General features: G+C 39.9%; 20 protein-coding genes and 1 pseudogene. 16 read left to right on the top strand and 5 right to left on the bottom strand.

Annotated features, from left to right (window positions below; genetic code table 11):
- Position 1: 1 nt before the first annotated feature.
- From EDC41_RS06080 to rsgA, 3 genes are read right to left on the bottom strand one after another with little or no spacing between them, the layout of a single operon-like run.
- Entirely contained in the window at positions 2-361 is a 360-nt protein-coding gene (locus EDC41_RS06080) for an HIT domain-containing protein (RefSeq protein WP_006250871.1), read from the bottom strand.
- Between the two features lie 12 nt (positions 362-373).
- Entirely contained in the window at positions 374-973 is a 600-nt protein-coding gene (rnhB, locus tag EDC41_RS06075) for a ribonuclease HII (protein ID WP_171814965.1), read from the bottom strand.
- Positions 970-2,007, bottom strand: a complete 1,038-nt coding sequence (gene rsgA / locus EDC41_RS06070) for a small ribosomal subunit biogenesis GTPase RsgA (RefSeq protein ID WP_006250872.1) — start codon at positions 2,005-2,007, stop codon at positions 970-972. Before rsgA ends, rnhB begins: the two co-directional genes overlap by 4 nt.
- 445 nt (positions 2,008-2,452) lie before the next feature.
- Here rsgA and EDC41_RS06065 point away from each other — a divergent pair, with 445 nt between their 5' ends.
- From EDC41_RS06065 to EDC41_RS06050, 4 genes are all read left to right on the top strand, one after another.
- Complete coding sequence (locus EDC41_RS06065; protein WP_006250380.1) at positions 2,453-3,346, top strand: transcriptional regulator GcvA; 894 nt, start codon at positions 2,453-2,455, stop codon at positions 3,344-3,346.
- Between the two features lie 75 nt (positions 3,347-3,421).
- Positions 3,422-4,105 carry a pyrimidine 5'-nucleotidase gene (gene yjjG, locus EDC41_RS06060; protein WP_006250873.1) on the top strand — a complete coding sequence of 228 codons (684 nt, stop codon included), beginning with the start codon at positions 3,422-3,424 and terminating at the stop codon, positions 4,103-4,105.
- A complete protein-coding gene (cysB, locus tag EDC41_RS06055) occupies positions 4,102-5,085 on the top strand; it encodes an HTH-type transcriptional regulator CysB (protein ID WP_006250874.1) in 984 nt (327 codons plus the stop codon). Before yjjG ends, cysB begins: the two co-directional genes overlap by 4 nt.
- Positions 5,086-5,730 carry a hypothetical protein gene (locus EDC41_RS06050; RefSeq protein WP_006250384.1) on the top strand — a complete coding sequence of 215 codons (645 nt, stop codon included), beginning with the start codon at positions 5,086-5,088 and terminating at the stop codon, positions 5,728-5,730.
- 73 nt (positions 5,731-5,803) lie between these two features.
- On the opposite strand, the gene ansB is transcribed toward EDC41_RS06050, so the two are convergent.
- Positions 5,804-6,853: an L-asparaginase 2 gene (gene ansB, locus EDC41_RS06045; protein WP_006250875.1), complete on the bottom strand. Its 1,050-nt coding sequence runs from the start codon at positions 6,851-6,853 to the stop codon at positions 5,804-5,806.
- Between the two features lie 263 nt (positions 6,854-7,116).
- Here ansB and pyrG point away from each other — a divergent pair, with 263 nt between their 5' ends.
- A complete protein-coding gene (gene pyrG, locus EDC41_RS06040; RefSeq protein WP_006250876.1) occupies positions 7,117-8,754 on the top strand; it encodes a glutamine hydrolyzing CTP synthase in 1,638 nt (545 codons plus the stop codon).
- 168 nt (positions 8,755-8,922) lie between these two features.
- On the opposite strand, the gene nfuA is transcribed toward pyrG, so the two are convergent.
- The gene (nfuA, locus tag EDC41_RS06035; protein WP_006250877.1) at positions 8,923-9,519 is read right to left on the bottom strand and encodes a Fe-S biogenesis protein NfuA; all 597 of its coding nucleotides are present in this window, start codon (positions 9,517-9,519) and stop codon (positions 8,923-8,925) included.
- A gap of 446 nt (positions 9,520-9,965) precedes the next feature.
- Between nfuA and EDC41_RS06030 the strand changes: the two genes are divergently transcribed.
- The 11 genes and pseudogenes from EDC41_RS06030 to EDC41_RS05980 form a co-directional block, all read left to right on the top strand.
- The gene (locus EDC41_RS06030) at positions 9,966-11,324 is read left to right on the top strand and encodes a Na(+)-translocating NADH-quinone reductase subunit A (protein ID WP_006250388.1); all 1,359 of its coding nucleotides are present in this window, start codon (positions 9,966-9,968) and stop codon (positions 11,322-11,324) included.
- Between the two features lie 2 nt (positions 11,325-11,326).
- Positions 11,327-12,562: an NADH:ubiquinone reductase (Na(+)-transporting) subunit B gene (locus EDC41_RS06025; RefSeq protein ID WP_006250389.1), complete on the top strand. Its 1,236-nt coding sequence runs from the start codon at positions 11,327-11,329 to the stop codon at positions 12,560-12,562.
- Positions 12,555-13,328: a Na(+)-translocating NADH-quinone reductase subunit C gene (locus EDC41_RS06020; RefSeq protein WP_006250878.1), complete on the top strand. Its 774-nt coding sequence runs from the start codon at positions 12,555-12,557 to the stop codon at positions 13,326-13,328. Before EDC41_RS06025 ends, EDC41_RS06020 begins: the two co-directional genes overlap by 8 nt.
- Complete coding sequence (locus EDC41_RS06015) at positions 13,328-13,954, top strand: NADH:ubiquinone reductase (Na(+)-transporting) subunit D (RefSeq protein ID WP_006250391.1); 627 nt, start codon at positions 13,328-13,330, stop codon at positions 13,952-13,954. Before EDC41_RS06020 ends, EDC41_RS06015 begins: the two co-directional genes overlap by 1 nt.
- Before the next feature lies 1 nt (position 13,955).
- The gene (gene nqrE, locus EDC41_RS06010) at positions 13,956-14,552 is read left to right on the top strand and encodes an NADH:ubiquinone reductase (Na(+)-transporting) subunit E (protein ID WP_020824243.1); all 597 of its coding nucleotides are present in this window, start codon (positions 13,956-13,958) and stop codon (positions 14,550-14,552) included.
- A gap of 10 nt (positions 14,553-14,562) precedes the next feature.
- On the top strand, positions 14,563-15,792 hold the full coding sequence (nqrF, locus tag EDC41_RS06005; RefSeq protein WP_006250393.1) for an NADH:ubiquinone reductase (Na(+)-transporting) subunit F: 1,230 nt from the start codon (positions 14,563-14,565) through the stop codon (positions 15,790-15,792).
- Between the two features lie 111 nt (positions 15,793-15,903).
- Entirely contained in the window at positions 15,904-16,338 is a 435-nt protein-coding gene (locus EDC41_RS06000) for a nucleotidyltransferase substrate binding protein (protein ID WP_006253177.1), read from the top strand.
- Positions 16,331-16,624 carry a nucleotidyltransferase family protein gene (locus EDC41_RS05995; RefSeq protein WP_006250395.1) on the top strand — a complete coding sequence of 98 codons (294 nt, stop codon included), beginning with the start codon at positions 16,331-16,333 and terminating at the stop codon, positions 16,622-16,624. The genes EDC41_RS06000 and EDC41_RS05995 overlap by 8 nt, the downstream gene beginning before the upstream one ends.
- A gap of 48 nt (positions 16,625-16,672) precedes the next feature.
- Entirely contained in the window at positions 16,673-17,707 is a 1,035-nt protein-coding gene (locus EDC41_RS05990; protein WP_020824242.1) for an FAD:protein FMN transferase, read from the top strand.
- A gap of 12 nt (positions 17,708-17,719) precedes the next feature.
- Positions 17,720-17,965: a (Na+)-NQR maturation NqrM gene (gene nqrM / locus EDC41_RS05985; protein WP_006250397.1), complete on the top strand. Its 246-nt coding sequence runs from the start codon at positions 17,720-17,722 to the stop codon at positions 17,963-17,965.
- 1 nt (position 17,966) lies between these two features.
- Positions 17,967-18,167: pseudogene (locus EDC41_RS05980) on the top strand (nucleotidyltransferase substrate binding protein); the annotation flags it as partial.
- Positions 18,168-18,343 lie beyond the last annotated feature (176 nt).

Genomic DNA, 18,343 nt, shown 5'->3' with positions numbered 1-18,343 from the left:
GTTATTTTGCCACTAAAGGTCCTAGTTTTTGTCCGCCTAACAAGTGCATATGAATATGGAACACTTCCTGCCCGCCGTTTTTATTACAATTCATCACTAAGCGATAGCCTTCTTCGGCAATGCCTTCTTCTTGGGCTAATTTTGCCGCCACCGTAAATAAACGCCCTAGGGCTAATTCATCTTCATTACTCACGTGATTGACGGTTGGAATAAATTTATTCGGAATAATCAAAATATGCGTGGGTGCTTGTGGAGCAATATCACGAAATGCGGTCACAAGTTCATCTTGATAGACAATATTTGCCGGAATTTCTTTATTGATGATTTTGGTGAAAATCGTTTCTTGGTACTCTGTAGTCATTGTGTTTTCCTTCTAATCGATTAAACCTAATACTTTTCTTACAGGGGCAAAACTCTTACGATGATAAGGTGTTGCCCCAAATTCTGCTAATTTTTCAAAATGGAGTTTAGTCGGGTAGCCTTTGTGCTGTGCGAAGCCGTATTGCGGAAATTGTTGGTCTAATTCGTCCATTTCTTGATCTCGGGCGACTTTGGCAATAATCGAAGCAGCACTGATTTCAGCCACTAAGCTGTCTCCTTTCACCACCGCTTGTGCCGGCATTGGCAGTTTTGGCGGACGATTGCCGTCAATTAGCACAAAATCCGGCTGAATATGCAAGCCGGCAACCGCACGTTGCATTGCCAACATTGTCGCATTTAAAATATTCAGCTCATCAATTTCTGTCGGCTCGGCACGTCCTAGCGACCAGCTCAGAGCCTTGGCTTTAATCTCTTCTGCCAAAGCTTGGCGTTTTTTCTCGGATAATTTTTTGGAATCGGTTAAGCCCTGAATCGGGTTATTCGGATCTAAAATCACGGCTGCGGTCACAACCGCTCCGACTAAAGGTCCTCGTCCGACTTCGTCAACACCGGCGATTAATCGGGCGTTAGGGTAAATAAATTCATTCATTATACTTCTTCTTTTCTGAAATGGCGTTGGCTTTTGGTTTCAGACAGGCTTTCAATTAAGCGATGGTAATTTTCAAACCGAATTGCAGAAATTTCGCCATTTTCGACCGCTTGTCTTAAGGCACAACCCGGGTCGGTTTTGTGTTTGCAATCACGGAATTTGCACGTGCCTAAAACCGATTGAAATTCTCGATAGCCTAAGGTGATTTGCTCAGGTTCTAAATGCCATAAGCCAAATTCTCGAATGCCCGGCGAGTCAATCAGCTGTCCGCCTTGCGGTAAATGGTATAAGCGAGAGGCAGTGGTGGTGTGCTGACCTAACCCTGAGTTATCGCTCACTGAGCCAGTGAGAGCATTGACTTCAGGTAACAGTTGGTTAATTAGGCTGGATTTCCCCACGCCGGATTGTCCGACAAAAATAGACGTACCTTTAGCAAGATATTGGTGTAACGCCTGCATATTTTCACCCGTATCAGCCGATAAACATAGGGTTTCATAGCCAATCTCTTCATAGATTTTGAGCTGCTCTTTAACTGCTTGCCGTTCGCTTTCGTTTAATAAATCAATTTTGTTTAGCACGATTAAGGCAGGAATATTCGCCGTTTCGCAAATCACTAAATAACGGTCGATAATATTCAGCGAAAGTGTAGGTAGCACAGCTGATACAATAATGATTTGATCGATGTTCGATGCCATCACCTTAATACCGTCATAATAATCGGGGCGGGTAAGTTCATTTTTACGTGGGAAGACGGCTTCAATGACCCCACTAATCCCTTGTAGTTGCTCACTACCTTTACGCCAAGAAACCTGATCGCCCACCACTACATTTTTCAATGTACGGCGGATATTACAGCGGAAAATTTGCCCCTCTGCGGTTTCAACATCAGCGTGTTTAACGTGGCGAGTAACGACGATGCCCTGTTGCATTTCTCCTAACATTTCATCTTGCCATTCAATCTCTTTTTTGTTGATACGCTTATGATGGTTAGATTGGATTCTACGCTGTTGGTTATGGGTTAATTTCGGTTTACTCAAAAGAACTCTCGGTAATTATTGCAAATGAAAAATAGGCTTTAGCATACTATAAAACCTCTTTTTATAATAGATTAAAGTGAAAGAATAAAAAAGCAGAAAGGCTAGAATAAAGGTAGCGAATAATATAGAATGCGATCTAGGTTTTGTGCTGTTTTTTTACATAGAAAAAAACCGCCCAAAGTGGGCGGTTATAAACCAATACGGTTCAAAATATACAGGAAGTGAAACAAGTAACTTTCGTTACTCTAGTCTAGTTTCCTAGACCAATATGCAAACACAACATCATACTTAAAATTTAGGAATAGAAATAAATTCTAAACTATCCATCTAAGTATGCGGATATTTTATTATTTCTATTTGCAAGCATCAAACGAATTTTTTTTATTTAAACTATCAGAAAAAATAATAGAGTTGCTTGTTTAGTAATCTATTAGATTGAAAAATTATGAACAAAAAACTTCCACCACTCAATGCATTGAAAGCATTTGAATCTGCTGCACGCCATTTAAATTTTACTAAAGCGGCAGAAGATCTTTTCGTCACACAAGCTGCAGTGAGCCACCAAATTAAACTATTAGAAGATTTTTTAGGTGCTTCCCTGTTCCATCGCCGTAACCGTTTGCTGGAATTAACTGAGTTAGGCGCACAATATTTCTATGAAGTTCAGCCATTATTAGAACAAATTGCTCTCGCAACAGATAAAATTAGGCAGCAAAGTAGTCGTCAAATTCTGACTATTAGCGTACCACAAACATTTGGTATGCATTGGTTAGTCCCACGTTTGGCGGATTTCCACGAAAAATATCCAGAAGTGGAAGTACGTATTAAGGGTGTTGATCAAGATGAGGGATTATTAGGTAAAGAAACAGATGTTGCTATTTATTATGGTAAGGGGGATTGGCAAGGTCTGGAATCTATCCGTTTGACGGAATCCCGTATTGTTATTTTAGCTTCGCCTGAGTATTTATCGCAAAATACCATTCATTTACCGGCGGATTTAGCAGGTAAGCATTTATTACATTCCTCCACCCATAATAAGTGGAAAAGAATGGTTGAACATTTGCATATAGAAGATATAGTAGATGCGGAAACTGGCTCAATTTTTAGCCATACTTTTATGGTGCTTCAAGCTGCAATGCACCAACAAGGCATTGCGATTGCCAACCAGTTGTTGGCACAGCACGAAATTGAAAAAGGTACTTTAATAGAGCCTTTCCCAACCACATTGTTTGATGAAAAATCGTTCTATGTTGTCTATCCTTCGCAATCAGCCCAAGTTCAGAAAGTACAATTTTTTGTTGAGTGGATTCAGCAAAAAATGAAAGAGTGTTGTGCTTAAGCGTGGCTTTATCAGCGGTATGCGAAAAATTAGAAAAATTTGACCGCTTGTTATCTAAGTTAAAAAAGGAATATTATGAAATATCAATGGGTATTATTTGATGCTGATGAAACCTTGTTTTCATTTAATTCTTATCTTGGTTTAAAAGCGATGCTGGCTCGTTACCAAATTGATTTTAGTGAACAAGATTATCAAGACTTTCAAGCGGTAAATAAACCACTTTGGGTGGCTTACCAAAATAATGAGATCACTGCTCAAGATATTCAAACCAGACGTTTTGCAAAATTATCTGCTCAAACAGGCGTAGATCCGCTACAACTTAATCAAGAGTTAATGGCGGAGATGGCATTCGTCAGTCAGCCTTTAGAAGGTGTAATGGATATGTTAAATGCTTTATATGGTAAAGTAAAAATGGGCATTATCACCAATGGTTTTACCGATTTGCAGCAAAAACGTTTAGATAATACTCAAACTTCACATTTTTTTGATATTGTAGTGATATCAGAACAAATTGGTGCCGCAAAGCCTGATCGCCAAGTGTTTGATTACGCTTTTGCATTAATGGACGAATTTGATCGTACTAAAGTGCTTATGGTAGGCGATACCCTCGCTTCTGATATTTTAGGAGGTAATAATGCTGGAATTGATACTTGTTGGTTAAATTTGCTTAGTAAAGAGAATGATACGGATATTAAGCCAACTTACGAAGTGCATACGATGCAACAGATTATTGCGATTGTAGAGGGGAAATCATTATGAAGCTACAACAGTTACGTTATATCGTTGAAATAGTAAACCAGAACTTGAATATTACCGAGGCCGCAGAGGTGCTTTACACTTCTCAACCGGGGATTAGCAAACAAGTTCGTTTGTTGGAAAGTGAGTTGGGAATTAATATTTTTGAGCGTAACGGTAAGCACGTTAAGGGGCTAACGCCTGCTGGTGAAAAAATTGTGGCGATTGCTCGTGAATTATTGGTAAAAGCCCAGAGCATTAAATCGGTTGCTGAAGAACAAACTCGACCCAACAAAGGCATCTTACGCATTGCGACCACCAATACCCAAGCCCGTTATATGCTACCGAGTGTAATTGAGAAGTTTAAGGCTCGCTATCCTGAAGTAAGTTTGCATTTGCACCAAGGCTCCCCGAATCAAATTTATGATGCTTTGGTGGCTGGAGAAGTGGATTTAGCCATTACCACAGAAGCTCAATATTTATTTGATGAAGCGGTTTTATTGCCGTGTTATTGGTGGAATCGTTCAGTTATTGTCAAACCAGAGCATCCTCTTGCGGCTTTTGTGAACCAAAGTAAAAATTTGACTGTCGAACAATTAGGTAGATATGATTTGATAACCTATACTTTTGGTTTTACAGGGCAATCGGATTTAGATCATGCCTTCAATAAGGAAGGTATTTTGCCTAATATCGTATTTACGGCGACAGATGCTGATGTAATCAAAACTTATGTGCGCTTAGGCTTAGGGGTTGGTATTATGGCATCAATGGCACATACGGAAACGGATAAAGACTTAGTCGCTATCAATGCAAGTCACCTGTTTCAACCGAGTATGACGCAAATCGCCTTTAAACGAGGAACTTTTCTTCGTAACTATATGTATGATTTTATTAATTATTTTTCGCCACATTTAACACGGGTACAAGTGGAGAAAGCGGAACAATTACGAGATAACAATGCAATTTCAAGGTTGTTCGAAAGTATATCTTTAGAGGAGAAATAGATGAGAATTTGGCAGAAGTTAGCGAGCGTAATCGTGGTCACTTTGGGCTTGATTTCAAACGCCAGTGCGGAGAATTTTAAGTTGAAATACAGCTCAAATTATTTAATGCCAGCCTACATTAACTTTAATAACGGTGGTGGCCAATATAATATTCAGGCAAAAATTAATGTGCCTTTATATAATATTGTCTTTTCTGCGAAGGGAACAGAAAAAAACGAACAATTTCATATGTTGAGCTACCGAGATACCCGTAACGGCAAAACTTATGCGATGGCAGAAATTGATTCTAAAACGGTAAAATATGGCAAAGTGAAAGAGCCACTAAAAGAAGAAGCGCTGACTATGCCAACTTATGATTTGTTCACCACAGCCTTTCAGTTGAGCTATTACGATAAATTACCGAGCAGTTTTCAAACTACTAACGGTAAAAAACTTTACCCAACACCGAATGTGCAGCTACGCAAAGCCCAAAAAGAGGTAAAAGTAGGCGGCAAAACCTACCAAGAAATTACCTACAAGTTTAGAACCAGTGATAAAAAAGACATTACGGTGAAAAAATTTGAAGGTGAAAAATTCCCTCGCTATATCGCCTATAGTCGTGATGGCGACAATTATGAGCTAACTTTTGATAGCTTTGTAAAATAATAAAGATTAGTAATGAGACAAGCGGTCTATTTTGTGATTTGTTTTGCAAAATAGACCGCTTGTTATTTACTTTTTAGAAATCTTCAAAATATTGTTGAATAGTTTTTATATCATTTGTTTGTGTTAAGGCGAGCTGCAGTAATACTCGAGCTTTTTGAGGATTTAATGTGCCGGAAGCAATAAAACCATACTTGCTATCATCAATTTCTGCATCTCGGGTAGTATATCCGGTTGGCACTCGAGACGAGCGAACCACGGTAATTCCTTTTTTAGCTGCTTCTTCAAGTAAAGCCAAATTAGCCGCATTCATATTGCCATTGCCAACTCCTGCAACCACGATGCCTTGATAACTCGCATCTAATAATGCTTGAAGCGGTTCGGTTGGCATATTTGAATAAGCATAAATAATGCCGACTTTTGGCAATTCCGTTAATTCATCTACTTTGAAAGGGGTGTTTACGGTGTGTTTACTTTCAGGAGAGCGCTCATAATCAACTTTGCTATTATGGATATAGCCTAGTGCGCCAAAGTTTGGTGAGTTAAATGTTTGCACTGATGTAGTACTGGTTTTTGTAACATCGCGAGCGCCCAATACAATATCATTCATTGCAACCAACACCCCTTTGCCACTAGATTTAGAATCTTTGGCGACAACAACTGAGTTATATAAATTTAATACGCCGTCGGCACTTTTTTCAGTTGCTGGTCGCATGGCCCCCACTAATACTACGGGTTTTTCGCATTTTACAGTCATATCAAGGAAGTATACGGTTTCCTCCATAGTGTCTGTGCCGTGCGTAATAACGAAGCCATCTGTGTTTGGGCATTGTTGATTAATTGCTTTTGCCAGTTTTAGCCATACTTCATCAGACATATCCTGAGATCCGATTTTAACGATTTGTTCTCCTTTGATATTTGCTAATTTTTTAATATCCGGGACGGCTTCTATGAGTGTTTCAATATTTAGCTGCCCAGCTTGATAAGCTGAGGTTGCCGTATTTTTTTGGCTACCGGCAATTGTCCCTCCAGTTGCAAGAATTGTAATATTAGGTAGGTCGGCTGCTTGAATTGGCATAGTAGCAATGCTTAACAGAGTTGGCAGTAGTAATTTTTTGATTTTCATTGTATCGTCTCCAGTATTAGAAAAACAGGTATTATGATATCTATAAACATGTAGGTTAATTCTGATCTATCGCAAATAATAGTGTATTAATTAAGATTAGTCGGCATTATTGAAAAAAGAATTAATCTGACTGCTTGCCGATTTTCCATTAGCAAAAAAATGTAATTTGATGTAAACTACTTTCCCGTCCTGATAGTTTCTTTTTTACGAAGTAAACTGATATTCTGAATTTCCAACCTAATCAATCAGCAAAGGCAATCACAATGACAACGAATTATATTTTCGTCACAGGCGGTGTTGTATCTTCTTTAGGGAAGGGTATTGCGGCAGCCTCTTTAGCATCTATTCTGGAAGCTCGTGGTTTAAATGTAACCATTATGAAGCTTGATCCTTATATCAATGTCGATCCGGGTACAATGAGTCCAACTCAGCACGGGGAGGTATTTGTGACCGAAGACGGTGCGGAAACCGATTTGGATTTAGGTCACTACGAGCGTTTTATCCGTTCAAAAATGAGCAAAGCCAACAACTTTACCAGCGGTAAAATTTACTCTGAAGTGTTGCGTAAAGAACGCCGTGGCGACTATTTAGGTGCAACCATTCAGGTTATTCCGCATATTACCAACGAGATTAAAGCCCGTGTGTTAGAAGGCGGTAAAGGGCGTGATGTCGCCATTGTAGAAGTAGGTGGCACGGTGGGGGATATTGAATCACTGCCATTCTTAGAAGCACTCCGCCAATTAGCGGTGGATATCGGTCGTGAAAAAACCTTGTTTATGCATTTAACCTTAGTGCCTTATATTCCAACCGCAGGGGAAGTGAAAACTAAGCCGACTCAGCATTCAGTAAAAGAGTTGCTTTCAATCGGTATTCAGCCGGATGTGTTAATTTGCCGTTCAGATCGTGCTATTCCGGAAAATGAGAAGAAAAAAATCGCCCTTTTCTGTAATGTGCCGGAGCGTGCGGTTATTTCGCTTAAAGATGTAGATTCGATTTATCGCATTCCGGAATTATTGAAATCGCAAGGGTTAGATTCCTTTGTGTGCGATCGTTTCCGTTTAGATTGCAAAGAAGCCGATCTTTCAGAGTGGGAACAAGTGCTATACCGCCAAGCAAACCCAACCGGCGAAGTGACTATCGGTATGGTCGGAAAATATGTGGAATTACCTGATGCGTATAAATCGGTGAATGAGGCTTTGAAACACGCAGGTTTAACGCATCGTTTAACAGTGAATATTAAATACATTGATTCACAAGATATTGAAACCAAAGGCACAGAGTTATTGGCAGGCTTAGACGGCATTCTTGTGCCGGGCGGCTTTGGCTATCGTGGCGTGGAAGGCAAAATTCGAACCGCACAATATGCCCGTGAAAACAAGATTCCTTACTTAGGTATCTGTTTAGGTATGCAGATCGCCCTAATTGAATATGCCCGTAATGTGGCAGGTTTAACCGAGGCAAATTCTTCTGAATTTGATAAAGATTGCTCACAGCCGGTGATTGGCTTAATTACCGAATGGCAAGATGCGGAAGGGAATGTGGAAACCCGCAGCGATGAGTCAGATTTAGGTGGTACAATGCGTTTAGGCTCACAACAATGCCATTTAATTGAAGGCTCAAAAGCTCGTGAGTTATATGGTGCGGAAACGATTGTTGAACGTCATCGCCACCGTTACGAAGTAAACAATAAGCTGTTACCACAAATTGAAGCGGCAGGCTTAAAAGTGAGCGGTTTATCGGCAGATCGTAAATTAGTGGAAATTATTGAAGTGCCAAATCACCCTTGGTTTATAGCAGCACAATTCCATCCGGAATTTACCTCAACTCCGCGTGATGGTCATCCATTATTTGCAGGTTTTGTGAAAGCTGCGAAAGATCACCAAGAGAGTCGTAAGGCTTAATCAAACTTAACAAGCGGTCGAATTTACTCATTTTTTTGTACAAACGCTTGCGTTTGAACATCGGCTTTGCTGATGGCACGAAGTGCGAGCGAAAGCGAGTAAATTTGACCGCTTGCTCATTAATTATAAGAAAGGGATAAATCAAATGATTTATCCCTTTTAGTATTTTTAATAGTAAGAATGTTCACCGTGTTGGTGTTCGGTAATATCTTTCACACCAACTAATTCATCAGGGAACATTGCCAGAAGCTGTTTCTCAATTCCCTCTTTTAAGGTCACATCCACCATTGAGCAACCGTTACAACCACCGCCGAATTGTAGCACGGCATATTTATCTTCGGTGATTTCAATTAAGGTCACTTTACCGCCGTGGCTGGCAAGTTGTGGATTGACTTGGGTTTGAATCACATAATCTAAACGCTCGATAAACGGTGCATCATCAGCCACTTTACGCATTTTGGCGTTAGGGGCTTTGAGGGTAAGTTGTGAACCCATTGGGTCGGTTACATAATCAATTTCCGCTTCGTCTAAAAACGGTAAGCTAATATCATCGACAAATGCAGAGAAACTGTTAAATTTAAATTCGGTATCCGTCTCTTCAACTGCATTGGGTGGGCAGTAAGAGACACCGCATTCTGCCCCCGGTGTGCCGGGATTGACCACAAAAATACGGATATTAGTTCCCTCTTCTTGCTGTTCTAATAGTCTGGCAAAATGGGCTTGTGCTGCATCTGATATTGAAATATGAATGGTTTGTTCTTCCATTTAAATTATCCTGTTTTTTAATATTTTACAAAATTTATCAACTATTTTACGCCTGAATTTCAAAATTGCCTAGCTAAAAAAATTTTTGCAAATTGTTAATAAAATTTAACCGCTTGAAGGGAAATTGGATTAACTAATTATGGTTAATTTATGTTAAGAGGGAATTGAAATCTTGATTTATTTCAAATTTTACCGCGGGAATATGCAAAAAATAGGGGGTTTTCCTAGCCAGAAGGGGAGCTTTTTAGGTAAAATAAGAAGATTATTTTTAGTTAACCTTTTGTTAAGAAAAGATAAAGGTTGATCACAGATTTGAGAACTTAATGTGGCTTTTAAAAATAGGTGGGGGACCATTGTTTATTTTTAAGTAAAGCTGCGGCTCAATAGAAGCGATTGCGTTAGCGCAATCATATTTTTTAACCCAAAAGAAAAGTAGTGCAAACAATATGATTACAATCAAAAAAGGCTTAGATCTTCCGATTGCGGGAAAACCTGAGCAAGTAATCCATAACGGTAATACCGTTACTGAAGTTGCTATGCTTGGTGAAGAATATGTGGGTATGCGTCCTTCAATGAAAGTGCGTGAAGGCGATGTAGTAAAGAAAGGTCAGGTTCTTTTTGAAGATAAAAAGAATCCGGGCGTGGTATTTACTGCCCCTGCAAGTGGTACCGTAACGGCAATTAACCGTGGCGAGAAGCGTGTTCTTCAATCGGTAGTAATTAAAGTTGAGGGTGATGAGCAAATTACCTTTGCTCGTTATGAAGCCAGCCAATTAGCTTCATTAACTTCAGAGCAAGTAAAACAAAACCTTGTAGAGTCAGGCTTATGGACGGCTTTCCGTACACGTCCGTTTAGCAAAGTGCCTGCATTAGATGCAGAACCTTCCTCTATTTTTGTCAATGCGATGGATACCAATCCACTTGCAGCAAATCCGGAAGTGATTATTGCAGAACACCAACAAGCTTTCTTTGATGGCTTAACTGTATTAAGTCGTTTATTTGAAAGTAAAAAAGTGATTCATCTCTGTGGCAGTGCAGACTCAAATATTTTAAATGCGGCACAAAGCCGTCAGATCAATAATGTGGAAACTAACCGCTTTAAAGGTCCGCACCCTGCAGGTCTTTCTGGTACGCATATTCACTTTATTGACCCGGTAGGTGCAACTAAACAAGTTTGGTATTTAAATTACCAAGATGTAATTGCTATCGGTAAATTATTTACGACCGGTGAGCTATTTACTGACCGTGTAGTCGCATTAGCCGGGCCACAAGTGAAAAATCCACGTTTGGTGCGTACTCGTTTAGGGGCGAATCTTTCACAATTAACAGCCAACGAATTAAATGCGGGTGAAAACCGTGTCATTTCAGGTTCTGTGTTAAGTGGTGCTATCGCAACGGGAGTACACGACTATTTAGGTCGTTACGCATTACAAGTGTCTGCTTTATTAGAAGGGCGTGAGAAAGCGTTCTTCGGTATGATTGCTCCTTACTCTGATAAGTATTCAATTACGCGTACTACTTTAGGGCATTTTGCGAAGAAATTATTTAACTTCACAACAGCAGTTCACGGTAGTGAGCGTGCAATGGTACCAACAGGGGCTTATGAGCGTGTAATGCCGTTGGATATCATTCCAACACTCTTATTGCGTGATTTAGCAGCTGGAGATACAGACTCCGCTCAAGCTTTAGGCTGCTTAGAGTTAGACGAAGAAGATTTAGCGTTATGTACTTTTGTGTGTTCCGGTAAAAACAACTGGGGACCATTATTACGTCAAGCGTTAGATAAGATCGAGAAGGACGGTTAAAAATGGGTTTGAAAAATCTTTTTGAAAAAATGGAACCCGCTTTCCATAAAGGTGGAAAGTATGAGAAATGGTACACGCTATTTGAAGCTGCCTATACGATTTTCTATACACCGGGTACGGTCACTCGTAAAGATGCTCACGTGCGTGATGCGATTGACTCTAAGCGTATGATGTTAATTGTATGGTTAGCGTTATTCCCTGCGATGTTCTACGGAATGTACAATGTTGGTGCACAGGGTATTCTAGCGGCACTCAAAATGGGAACATTAACGGATTTAGTTGCTAACAACTGGCACTACAGCTTAGCCGATAGTTTAGGCTCTGTAGCTGATGCAGGCTGGGGAACTAAAATGTTGCTGGGGGCAACCTATTTCCTACCAATCTACTTAACAGTATTTGCAGTGGGTGGTTTCTGGGAAGTGGTGTTTGCAATGGTGCGTAAGCACGAGATCAACGAAGGTTTCTTTGTAACCTCTATCTTACTAGCATTAATTGTTCCTCCAACATTACCGTTATGGCAAGCAGCCCTTGCAACTACCTTTGGTGTTGTGGTCGCAAAAGAAGTGTTCGGTGGCGTGGGTAAAAACTTTATGAACCCTGCGTTAGCCGGTCGTGCTTTCTTGTTCTTTGCTTACCCGGGTCAAATTTCAGGTGATGCAGTATGGGTTGCCGCAGACGGCTTCTCAGGTGCAACTGCACTTTCTCAATGGGCAGTTGGTGGTCAAGGTGCATTACAGCACGTTGCAACCGGTGAAACCATTACTTGGATGGATGCGTTCTTAGGTAATATTCCGGGTTCTATCGGCGAGACCTCTACCTTAATGTTGATTATTGGTGCTGCAATCATTGTATTTGCCCGAATTGCTTCTTGGCGAATTATTGCCGGCGTAATGATTGGTATGGCGGCAACTGCGACATTATTTAATGTAATCGGTTCTGATACCAACCCATTATTCTCTATGCCTTGGCATTGGCATTTAGTATTAGGCGGTTTTGCGATCGGTATGTTCTTTATGGCAACCGACCCGGTATCAGCTGCATTTACCAACAAAGGTAAATGGGCATACGGTATCTTAATCGGCTTTATGTGTGTATTAATCCGTGTGGTAAACCCAGCATACCCTGAAGGTATGATGTTAGCGATCTTATTTGCTAACTTATTTGCTCCAATCTTTGACTATTTAGTAGTTCAAGGGAATATCAAACGCAGATTAGCGAGGGTAGCAAACAATGGCTAAATTTAATAAAGATAGCGTTGGCGGAACGCTAACCGTTGTAGTTTTATTAAGTTTAATTTGTTCTTTGATTGTGGCAGGTGCGGCAGTAATGCTTAAACCAACACAAGATATTCAGAAACAACTTGATAAACAGAAAAACATCTTACAAGCGGCCGGTTTATTGCAAAAAGATACCAATGTGCAAGAAACCTATACCAAATTTATTGAGCCGAAAATTGTCGATTTAGCAACAGGTGATTACGTTGAGGGTGTAACCGGTTTTGATGCTCGTGCAGCAGCTAAAGATCCTGCTCAAAATGTAGTTATCGCACCTGAAGATGATAAGGCGAATATCAAAACGCGTGCTAAATATGCTGAAGTTTATTTAGTAAAAGATGAATCTGGCAAAACGACTCAAGTAGTATTACCAATGCACGGTAACGGCTTATGGTCAATTATGTACGGTTTCGTTGCGGTACAACCTGATGCAAATACCGTTAACGGTATTACTTACTATGAACAAGGTGAAACGGCAGGCTTAGGTGGCGAAATTGTAAACCCGAACTGGCAGAAAAACTTTGTAGGTAAAAAACTGTATAACGAGCAAAACCAAGTTGCGTTAAGAGTGGGTAAAGGGGCATCTGCAGATAAAGATCACGGTGTTGATGGTTTATCTGGTGCAACATTAACCTCGAACGGTGTTGATGGTTCATTCAAATACTGGTTTGGTCAAAATGGTTTTGGTCCATATTTAGCAAAATTTAAAGCAGCGGCAGGAGCTAACTAATGGCAGACAATAACAATCTTAAAAAATTATTGTTATCGCCAATTGTCGATAACAACCCGATCGCATTACAGATCTTAGGTATTTGTTCTGCGTTAGCGGTAACGACTCAATTACAAACAGCAGTAGTAATGGCGATTGCGGTAAGTTTAGTTACTGCATTCTCAAGTATGTTCATTTCAATGATTCGTAACTATATTCCAAATAGTATCCGTATCATTGTGCAAATGGCGATTATTGCATCATTAGTAATTTTGGTTGACCAAATCTTACGCGCTTATGCTTACGATCTGTCAAAACAATTATCGGTATTCGTAGGCCTTATTATTACCAACTGTATCGTAATGGGGCGTGCAGAAGCATTCGCGATGAAATCAGGCCCGGTTGAAAGTTTTGTTGATGGTATCGGTAACGGTTTAGGCTACGGTGCAATGTTAATTATCGTTGCCTTTTTACGTGAACTTATCGGTTCAGGTAAAATTTTCGGTATCACCATTCTTGAAACTGTTCAAAATGGCGGTTGGTATCAAGCAAACGGTTTATTCTTATTAGCACCAAGTGCGTTCTTTATTATCGGATTTGTGATCTGGGCGATTAGAACGTGGAAACCGGAACAAGTGGAGAAATAAGATGGAACATCTTCTGAGTATCTTTGTTAAGTCCGTATTTATTGAAAATATGGCACTTTCTTTCTTCCTTGGTATGTGTACATTCCTTGCGGTGTCTAAGAAAGTTTCAACTGCTTTTGGTTTAGGTATTGCGGTAATTGTAGTGCTTGGCATTGCAGTTCCAGCTAACCAATTAGTTTATACCCACGTATTAAAAGAGGGTGCATTAGTAGAAGGTGTGGATTTAAGCTTCTTAAACTTTATCACTTTCATCGGGGTTATTGCGGCACTTGTTCAAATTCTGGAAATGATTTTAGACAAGTTTTTCCCGGCACTTTATAGTGCATTAGGTATCTTCTTACCACTTATCACCGTAAACTGTGCGATTTTTGGTGGTGTATCGTTTATGGTACAACGTGAGTATAACTTTGTAGAATCTGTGGTTTATGGCGTAGGTGCAGGTACAGGCTGGATGTTAGCCATCGTTGCCCTTGCAGGTTTAACCGAGAAAATGAAATATTCCGACGTGCCGGCAGGCTTACGTGGTTTAGGTATTACCTTTATTACGGTAGGCTTAATGGCGTTAGGCTTTATGTCATTCTCAGGCATTCAATTATAAGGAGCATATCGTGGATAGTAATTTTATTTTCGGTATTATCGCATTTACGGCTCTGGTATTAGTGCTTGCGGTGATCATTCTTTTCGCTAAATCAAAATTAGTTGATTCAGGTGATATTACCATCTCAATCAACAACGATCCGGAAAAAGGCATTACGCTACCGGCTGGTGGAAAATTACTCGGTGCTTTAGCAAGTAAAGGGATTTTCGTTTCGTCAGCTTGTGGGGGCGGTGGCTCTTGCGGTCAATGTAAAGTACAAGTGAAATCAGGCGGTGGTGAAATTCTTCCAACTGAGTTATCGCACATTTCTAAGAAAGAAGCGAAAGAAGGCTGGCGTTTAGCTTGTCAGGTAAACGTGAAATCTTCAATGGACGTTGAACTTCCGGAAGAGATCTTTGGTGTGAAAAAATGGGAATGTACCGTTATCTCAAACGATAACAAAGCAACCTTCATCAAAGAGCTTAAACTTCAAATTCCTGAAGGCGAAGAAGTACCGTTCCGTGCGGGTGGTTATATCCAAATTGAAGCTGAACCTCATACCGTTCATTATAAAGACTTCGATATTCCAAAAGAGTACCACGAAGACTGGGATAAATTTGACTTATGGCGTTATACTTCAAAAGTGGACGAGCATATTATTCGTGCATACTCAATGGCTTCATATCCGGAAGAGAAAGGCATTATTATGCTTAACGTGCGTATTGCTACACCTCCACCACGCAATCCGGACGTACCGCCGGGTCAAATGTCTTCCTACATTTGGTCATTAAAACCGGGTGATAAAGTAACAATTTCAGGTCCATTCGGTGAGTTCTTCGCTAAAGATACCGATGCGGAAATGGTCTTTATCGGTGGTGGTGCAGGTATGGCACCAATGCGTTCACATATCTTCGACCAATTAAAACGTTTAAAATCTAAACGTAAAATGTCATTCTGGTATGGTGCTCGTTCTGAGCGTGAAATGTTCTATGTGGAAGATTTTGATGGTCTTCAAGCAGAAAACGATAACTTCAAATGGTATGTGGCACTTTCTGATCCATTACCGGGCGACAGAGAAGATTACTTCCGTGGCTTTATTCATAACGTGCTTTATGAGAACTACCTCAAAAACCACGAAGCACCTGAAGACTGCGAATACTATATGTGTGGTCCACCGGTGATGAATGCTGCGGTAATCGGTATGCTGAAGAGTTTAGGCGTAGAAGACGAAAACATCTTATTAGATGACTTTGGTGGTTGATAAACCTTAACTTCTGACTACAAGCGGTCAAATTTGCAAAATTGACCGCTTGATTTAATTTATATTATTAAGTTTTGGTAATTTAATAATGTGAATTTTAAGGGGAAGCAAATGGAACAACTGGATATTACGGCACTTGAAAATGCCTTCAATTCCCTTGAGAAAACGATTGTCAGCCTTGAGAATCAAGCGTGGTTTAACCGGCAAGAAGCAATTATTCAAGACACTTTGATTGCAGGAGCAATCCAAAAATTTGAATTTGTTTACGAATTGTCGATAAAAATGCTCAAGCGTCAGCTCAAAAACATTGAGTCAAATGACACTGATATTGATAGCACCGAGTTCCGTGATATTTTGCGAATGGCTGCTCAATATGGGCTGATTGAATCACCGGAAGTTTGGCTGGATTATCGCAAAATGCGAAATATTACTTCGCATACTTATGATCAAAATAAAGCACAGCAGGTTTATAACGGAATTTCAAACTTTCTGGAAAGTACGTATTTTTTAGTTAAACAGCTCCAAAAACGCAATAGCTATGATTGATTTAACTGAGTCACAACGCCAACAGGTGTTGGATATTTTCAAAAAATACTTGCCTGATACACCCGTTTGGGTTTTTGGCTCTCGCATTAAAGGCACAGCCAAAGCTTATTCGGATCTTGATTTAGCATTAATCACCAAACAACCGCTCACAATTCGGCAACAAACAGAGTTAGAGCTTGCGTTTACGGATTCTGACCTACCTTTCACAGTAGATCTGATTGACTGGGCAAGTTGCAACGAATCGTTTAAACAAATTATTTTACAGCGATATGAAGTGCTTATTTAATCGCTAAATATGCTATAATTTCCCCAATTTTTAACTTTTGTGACACCAATGAAAAAATTTTTTCTTCTTTTAATTGCTTTTTTTACTTTAAGTGCTTGTGAAAAAGCCCCTGAGCAAATTACGCTGTCAGGCAAAACCATGGGAACGACTTACACCGTAAAATATATTGATAATGGTGAAGTGGAGAATTTGATTTCGCCTGAAAAAATGAAAAATGAGCTGGATGGCTTATTGATTGAGGTGAATAATCAGATGTCCACCTACCAACAAGATTCGGAAATTAGCCGTTTTAATCAAGCAAAGCAGGCAAATCAAGCGGTCGAAATTTCGCAGGATTTTGCAAAAGTGGTACAAGAGGCAATCCGTTTAAATAAAGTAACCGAAGGGGCTTTAGATGTAACCGTTGGTCCATTGGTGAACTTGTGGGGCTTCGGGCCGGATAAACGCTTAAATAAAGTGCCGTCTGATGAACAAATTGCAGAGCGTTCTGCTTATGTCGGCATTGATAAAATTTTGCTTGAAATGAGTAGTAAACCCAAGCTCACCAAGTCAGCAGCTAATCTTTATCTAGATTTATCGTCTATTGCAAAGGGTTTCGGTGTAGATAAATTAGCCGAGCATCTTGAAACTATAGGTGTGAGCAACTATTTAGTTGAAATTGGTGGCGAATTACGAGGCAAAGGAAAAAATTTACAAGGCTTAGATTGGCGGATTGCAATCGAGCAGCCGGTAATGACACAAGGTCAAGCCGCACAAATTACCGTGCCGTTGCACAATTTGGCGATGGCAACTTCGGGCAATTATCGTAATTATTTTGAAGATGAAAAAGGCAACCGTCTTTCACATATTATCGACCCAAAACAGTTACGTCCGGTAAACCATAATTTAGCCTCTATCACCGTATTTGCCCCAACTACAATGACGGCAGACGGCTTATCAACCGGTTTATTTGTTTTAGGAGCGGAAAAAGCATTAGCAGTGGCAGAGCGTGAAAAATTAGCTATTTTTTTAATTGTTAAAAACGGCGATAAATTTGAGACACAAATGTCGAGCGAATTTAGCAAACTTATTCAATCACAATAGTTGGAGTGAAAAATGGAAACTGTATTATTAACCTTTGGCTTTTTTGTAGCCGTAATTTTTGCGATGTCGATTGGTTTTATCGTGAAAGGCAAAACCATCAAAGGAAGCTGTGGCGGTATCACCGCTTTAGGTATGAAAAAAATGTGCGACTGCGAAGAACCTTGCGATAACCTAAAATCTAAAATCGCAGACGGCACAGCCGACCCTGAAGAAGTGGCACGTTTTAATAAAGAGCCACAATTTTATGAAGTGAAATAATATGAATAGAGATATTCGCTGGAAACAGCGGTTTGATAACTATCAAAAATCAGTAAGTTACCTTCAAGCAGAAGCAGAAAAATACGCTGATACCGACATTGATGTAATTAAAAAAGGAATTATCCAGAGTTTTGAGATTACACACGAGTTAGCGTGGAAGTTAATGCAAGATATTTTAAAATGGGAAGGTGAAGTTGATATTTATGTGTAGAAGATCAAACCTAATCTGACAGTTCCCGTTTAAAATTATAGTGCCTGTCAGATTAATTTGAGCTTAAATGCTTTGTAGAAGATCAAACCTAATCTGACAGTCCCCCGTTTTAAATTACCGTGTCTGTCAGATTAATTTGAGCTTAAATTCTTTTCCACCCAAATCCG

The sequence above is a fragment of the Mannheimia haemolytica genome, from assembly GCF_004342115.1.
GTDB lineage: Bacteria > Pseudomonadota > Gammaproteobacteria > Enterobacterales > Pasteurellaceae > Mannheimia > Mannheimia haemolytica.
Note: the sequence above shows the minus strand (reverse complement) of the source record. Positions and strands in the feature narration are given on the sequence as shown.

Bases quoted from the DNA above. Each gene is read 5' to 3' on its own strand.
- EDC41_RS06080 (WP_006250871.1), bottom strand. From the start codon at position 361: ATGACTACAGAGTACCAAGAAACGATTTTCACCAAAATCATCAATAAA.
- EDC41_RS06065 (WP_006250380.1), top strand. From the start codon at position 2,453: ATGAACAAAAAACTTCCACCACTCAATGCATTGAAAGCATTTGAATCT.
- yjjG (WP_006250873.1), top strand. From the start codon at position 3,422: ATGAAATATCAATGGGTATTATTTGATGCTGATGAAACCTTGTTTTCA.
- cysB (WP_006250874.1), top strand. From the start codon at position 4,102: ATGAAGCTACAACAGTTACGTTATATCGTTGAAATAGTAAACCAGAAC.
- EDC41_RS06050 (WP_006250384.1), top strand. From the start codon at position 5,086: ATGAGAATTTGGCAGAAGTTAGCGAGCGTAATCGTGGTCACTTTGGGC.
- ansB (WP_006250875.1), bottom strand. From the start codon at position 6,853: ATGAAAATCAAAAAATTACTACTGCCAACTCTGTTAAGCATTGCTACT.
- pyrG (WP_006250876.1), top strand. From the start codon at position 7,117: ATGACAACGAATTATATTTTCGTCACAGGCGGTGTTGTATCTTCTTTA.
- nfuA (WP_006250877.1), bottom strand. From the start codon at position 9,519: ATGGAAGAACAAACCATTCATATTTCAATATCAGATGCAGCACAAGCC.
- EDC41_RS06030 (WP_006250388.1), top strand. From the start codon at position 9,966: ATGATTACAATCAAAAAAGGCTTAGATCTTCCGATTGCGGGAAAACCT.
- EDC41_RS06025 (WP_006250389.1), top strand. From the start codon at position 11,327: ATGGGTTTGAAAAATCTTTTTGAAAAAATGGAACCCGCTTTCCATAAA.
- EDC41_RS06020 (WP_006250878.1), top strand. From the start codon at position 12,555: ATGGCTAAATTTAATAAAGATAGCGTTGGCGGAACGCTAACCGTTGTA.
- EDC41_RS06015 (WP_006250391.1), top strand. From the start codon at position 13,328: ATGGCAGACAATAACAATCTTAAAAAATTATTGTTATCGCCAATTGTC.
- nqrE (WP_020824243.1), top strand. From the start codon at position 13,956: ATGGAACATCTTCTGAGTATCTTTGTTAAGTCCGTATTTATTGAAAAT.
- EDC41_RS06000 (WP_006253177.1), top strand. From the start codon at position 15,904: ATGGAACAACTGGATATTACGGCACTTGAAAATGCCTTCAATTCCCTT.
- EDC41_RS05995 (WP_006250395.1), top strand. From the start codon at position 16,331: ATGATTGATTTAACTGAGTCACAACGCCAACAGGTGTTGGATATTTTC.
- EDC41_RS05990 (WP_020824242.1), top strand. From the start codon at position 16,673: ATGAAAAAATTTTTTCTTCTTTTAATTGCTTTTTTTACTTTAAGTGCT.
- nqrM (WP_006250397.1), top strand. From the start codon at position 17,720: ATGGAAACTGTATTATTAACCTTTGGCTTTTTTGTAGCCGTAATTTTT.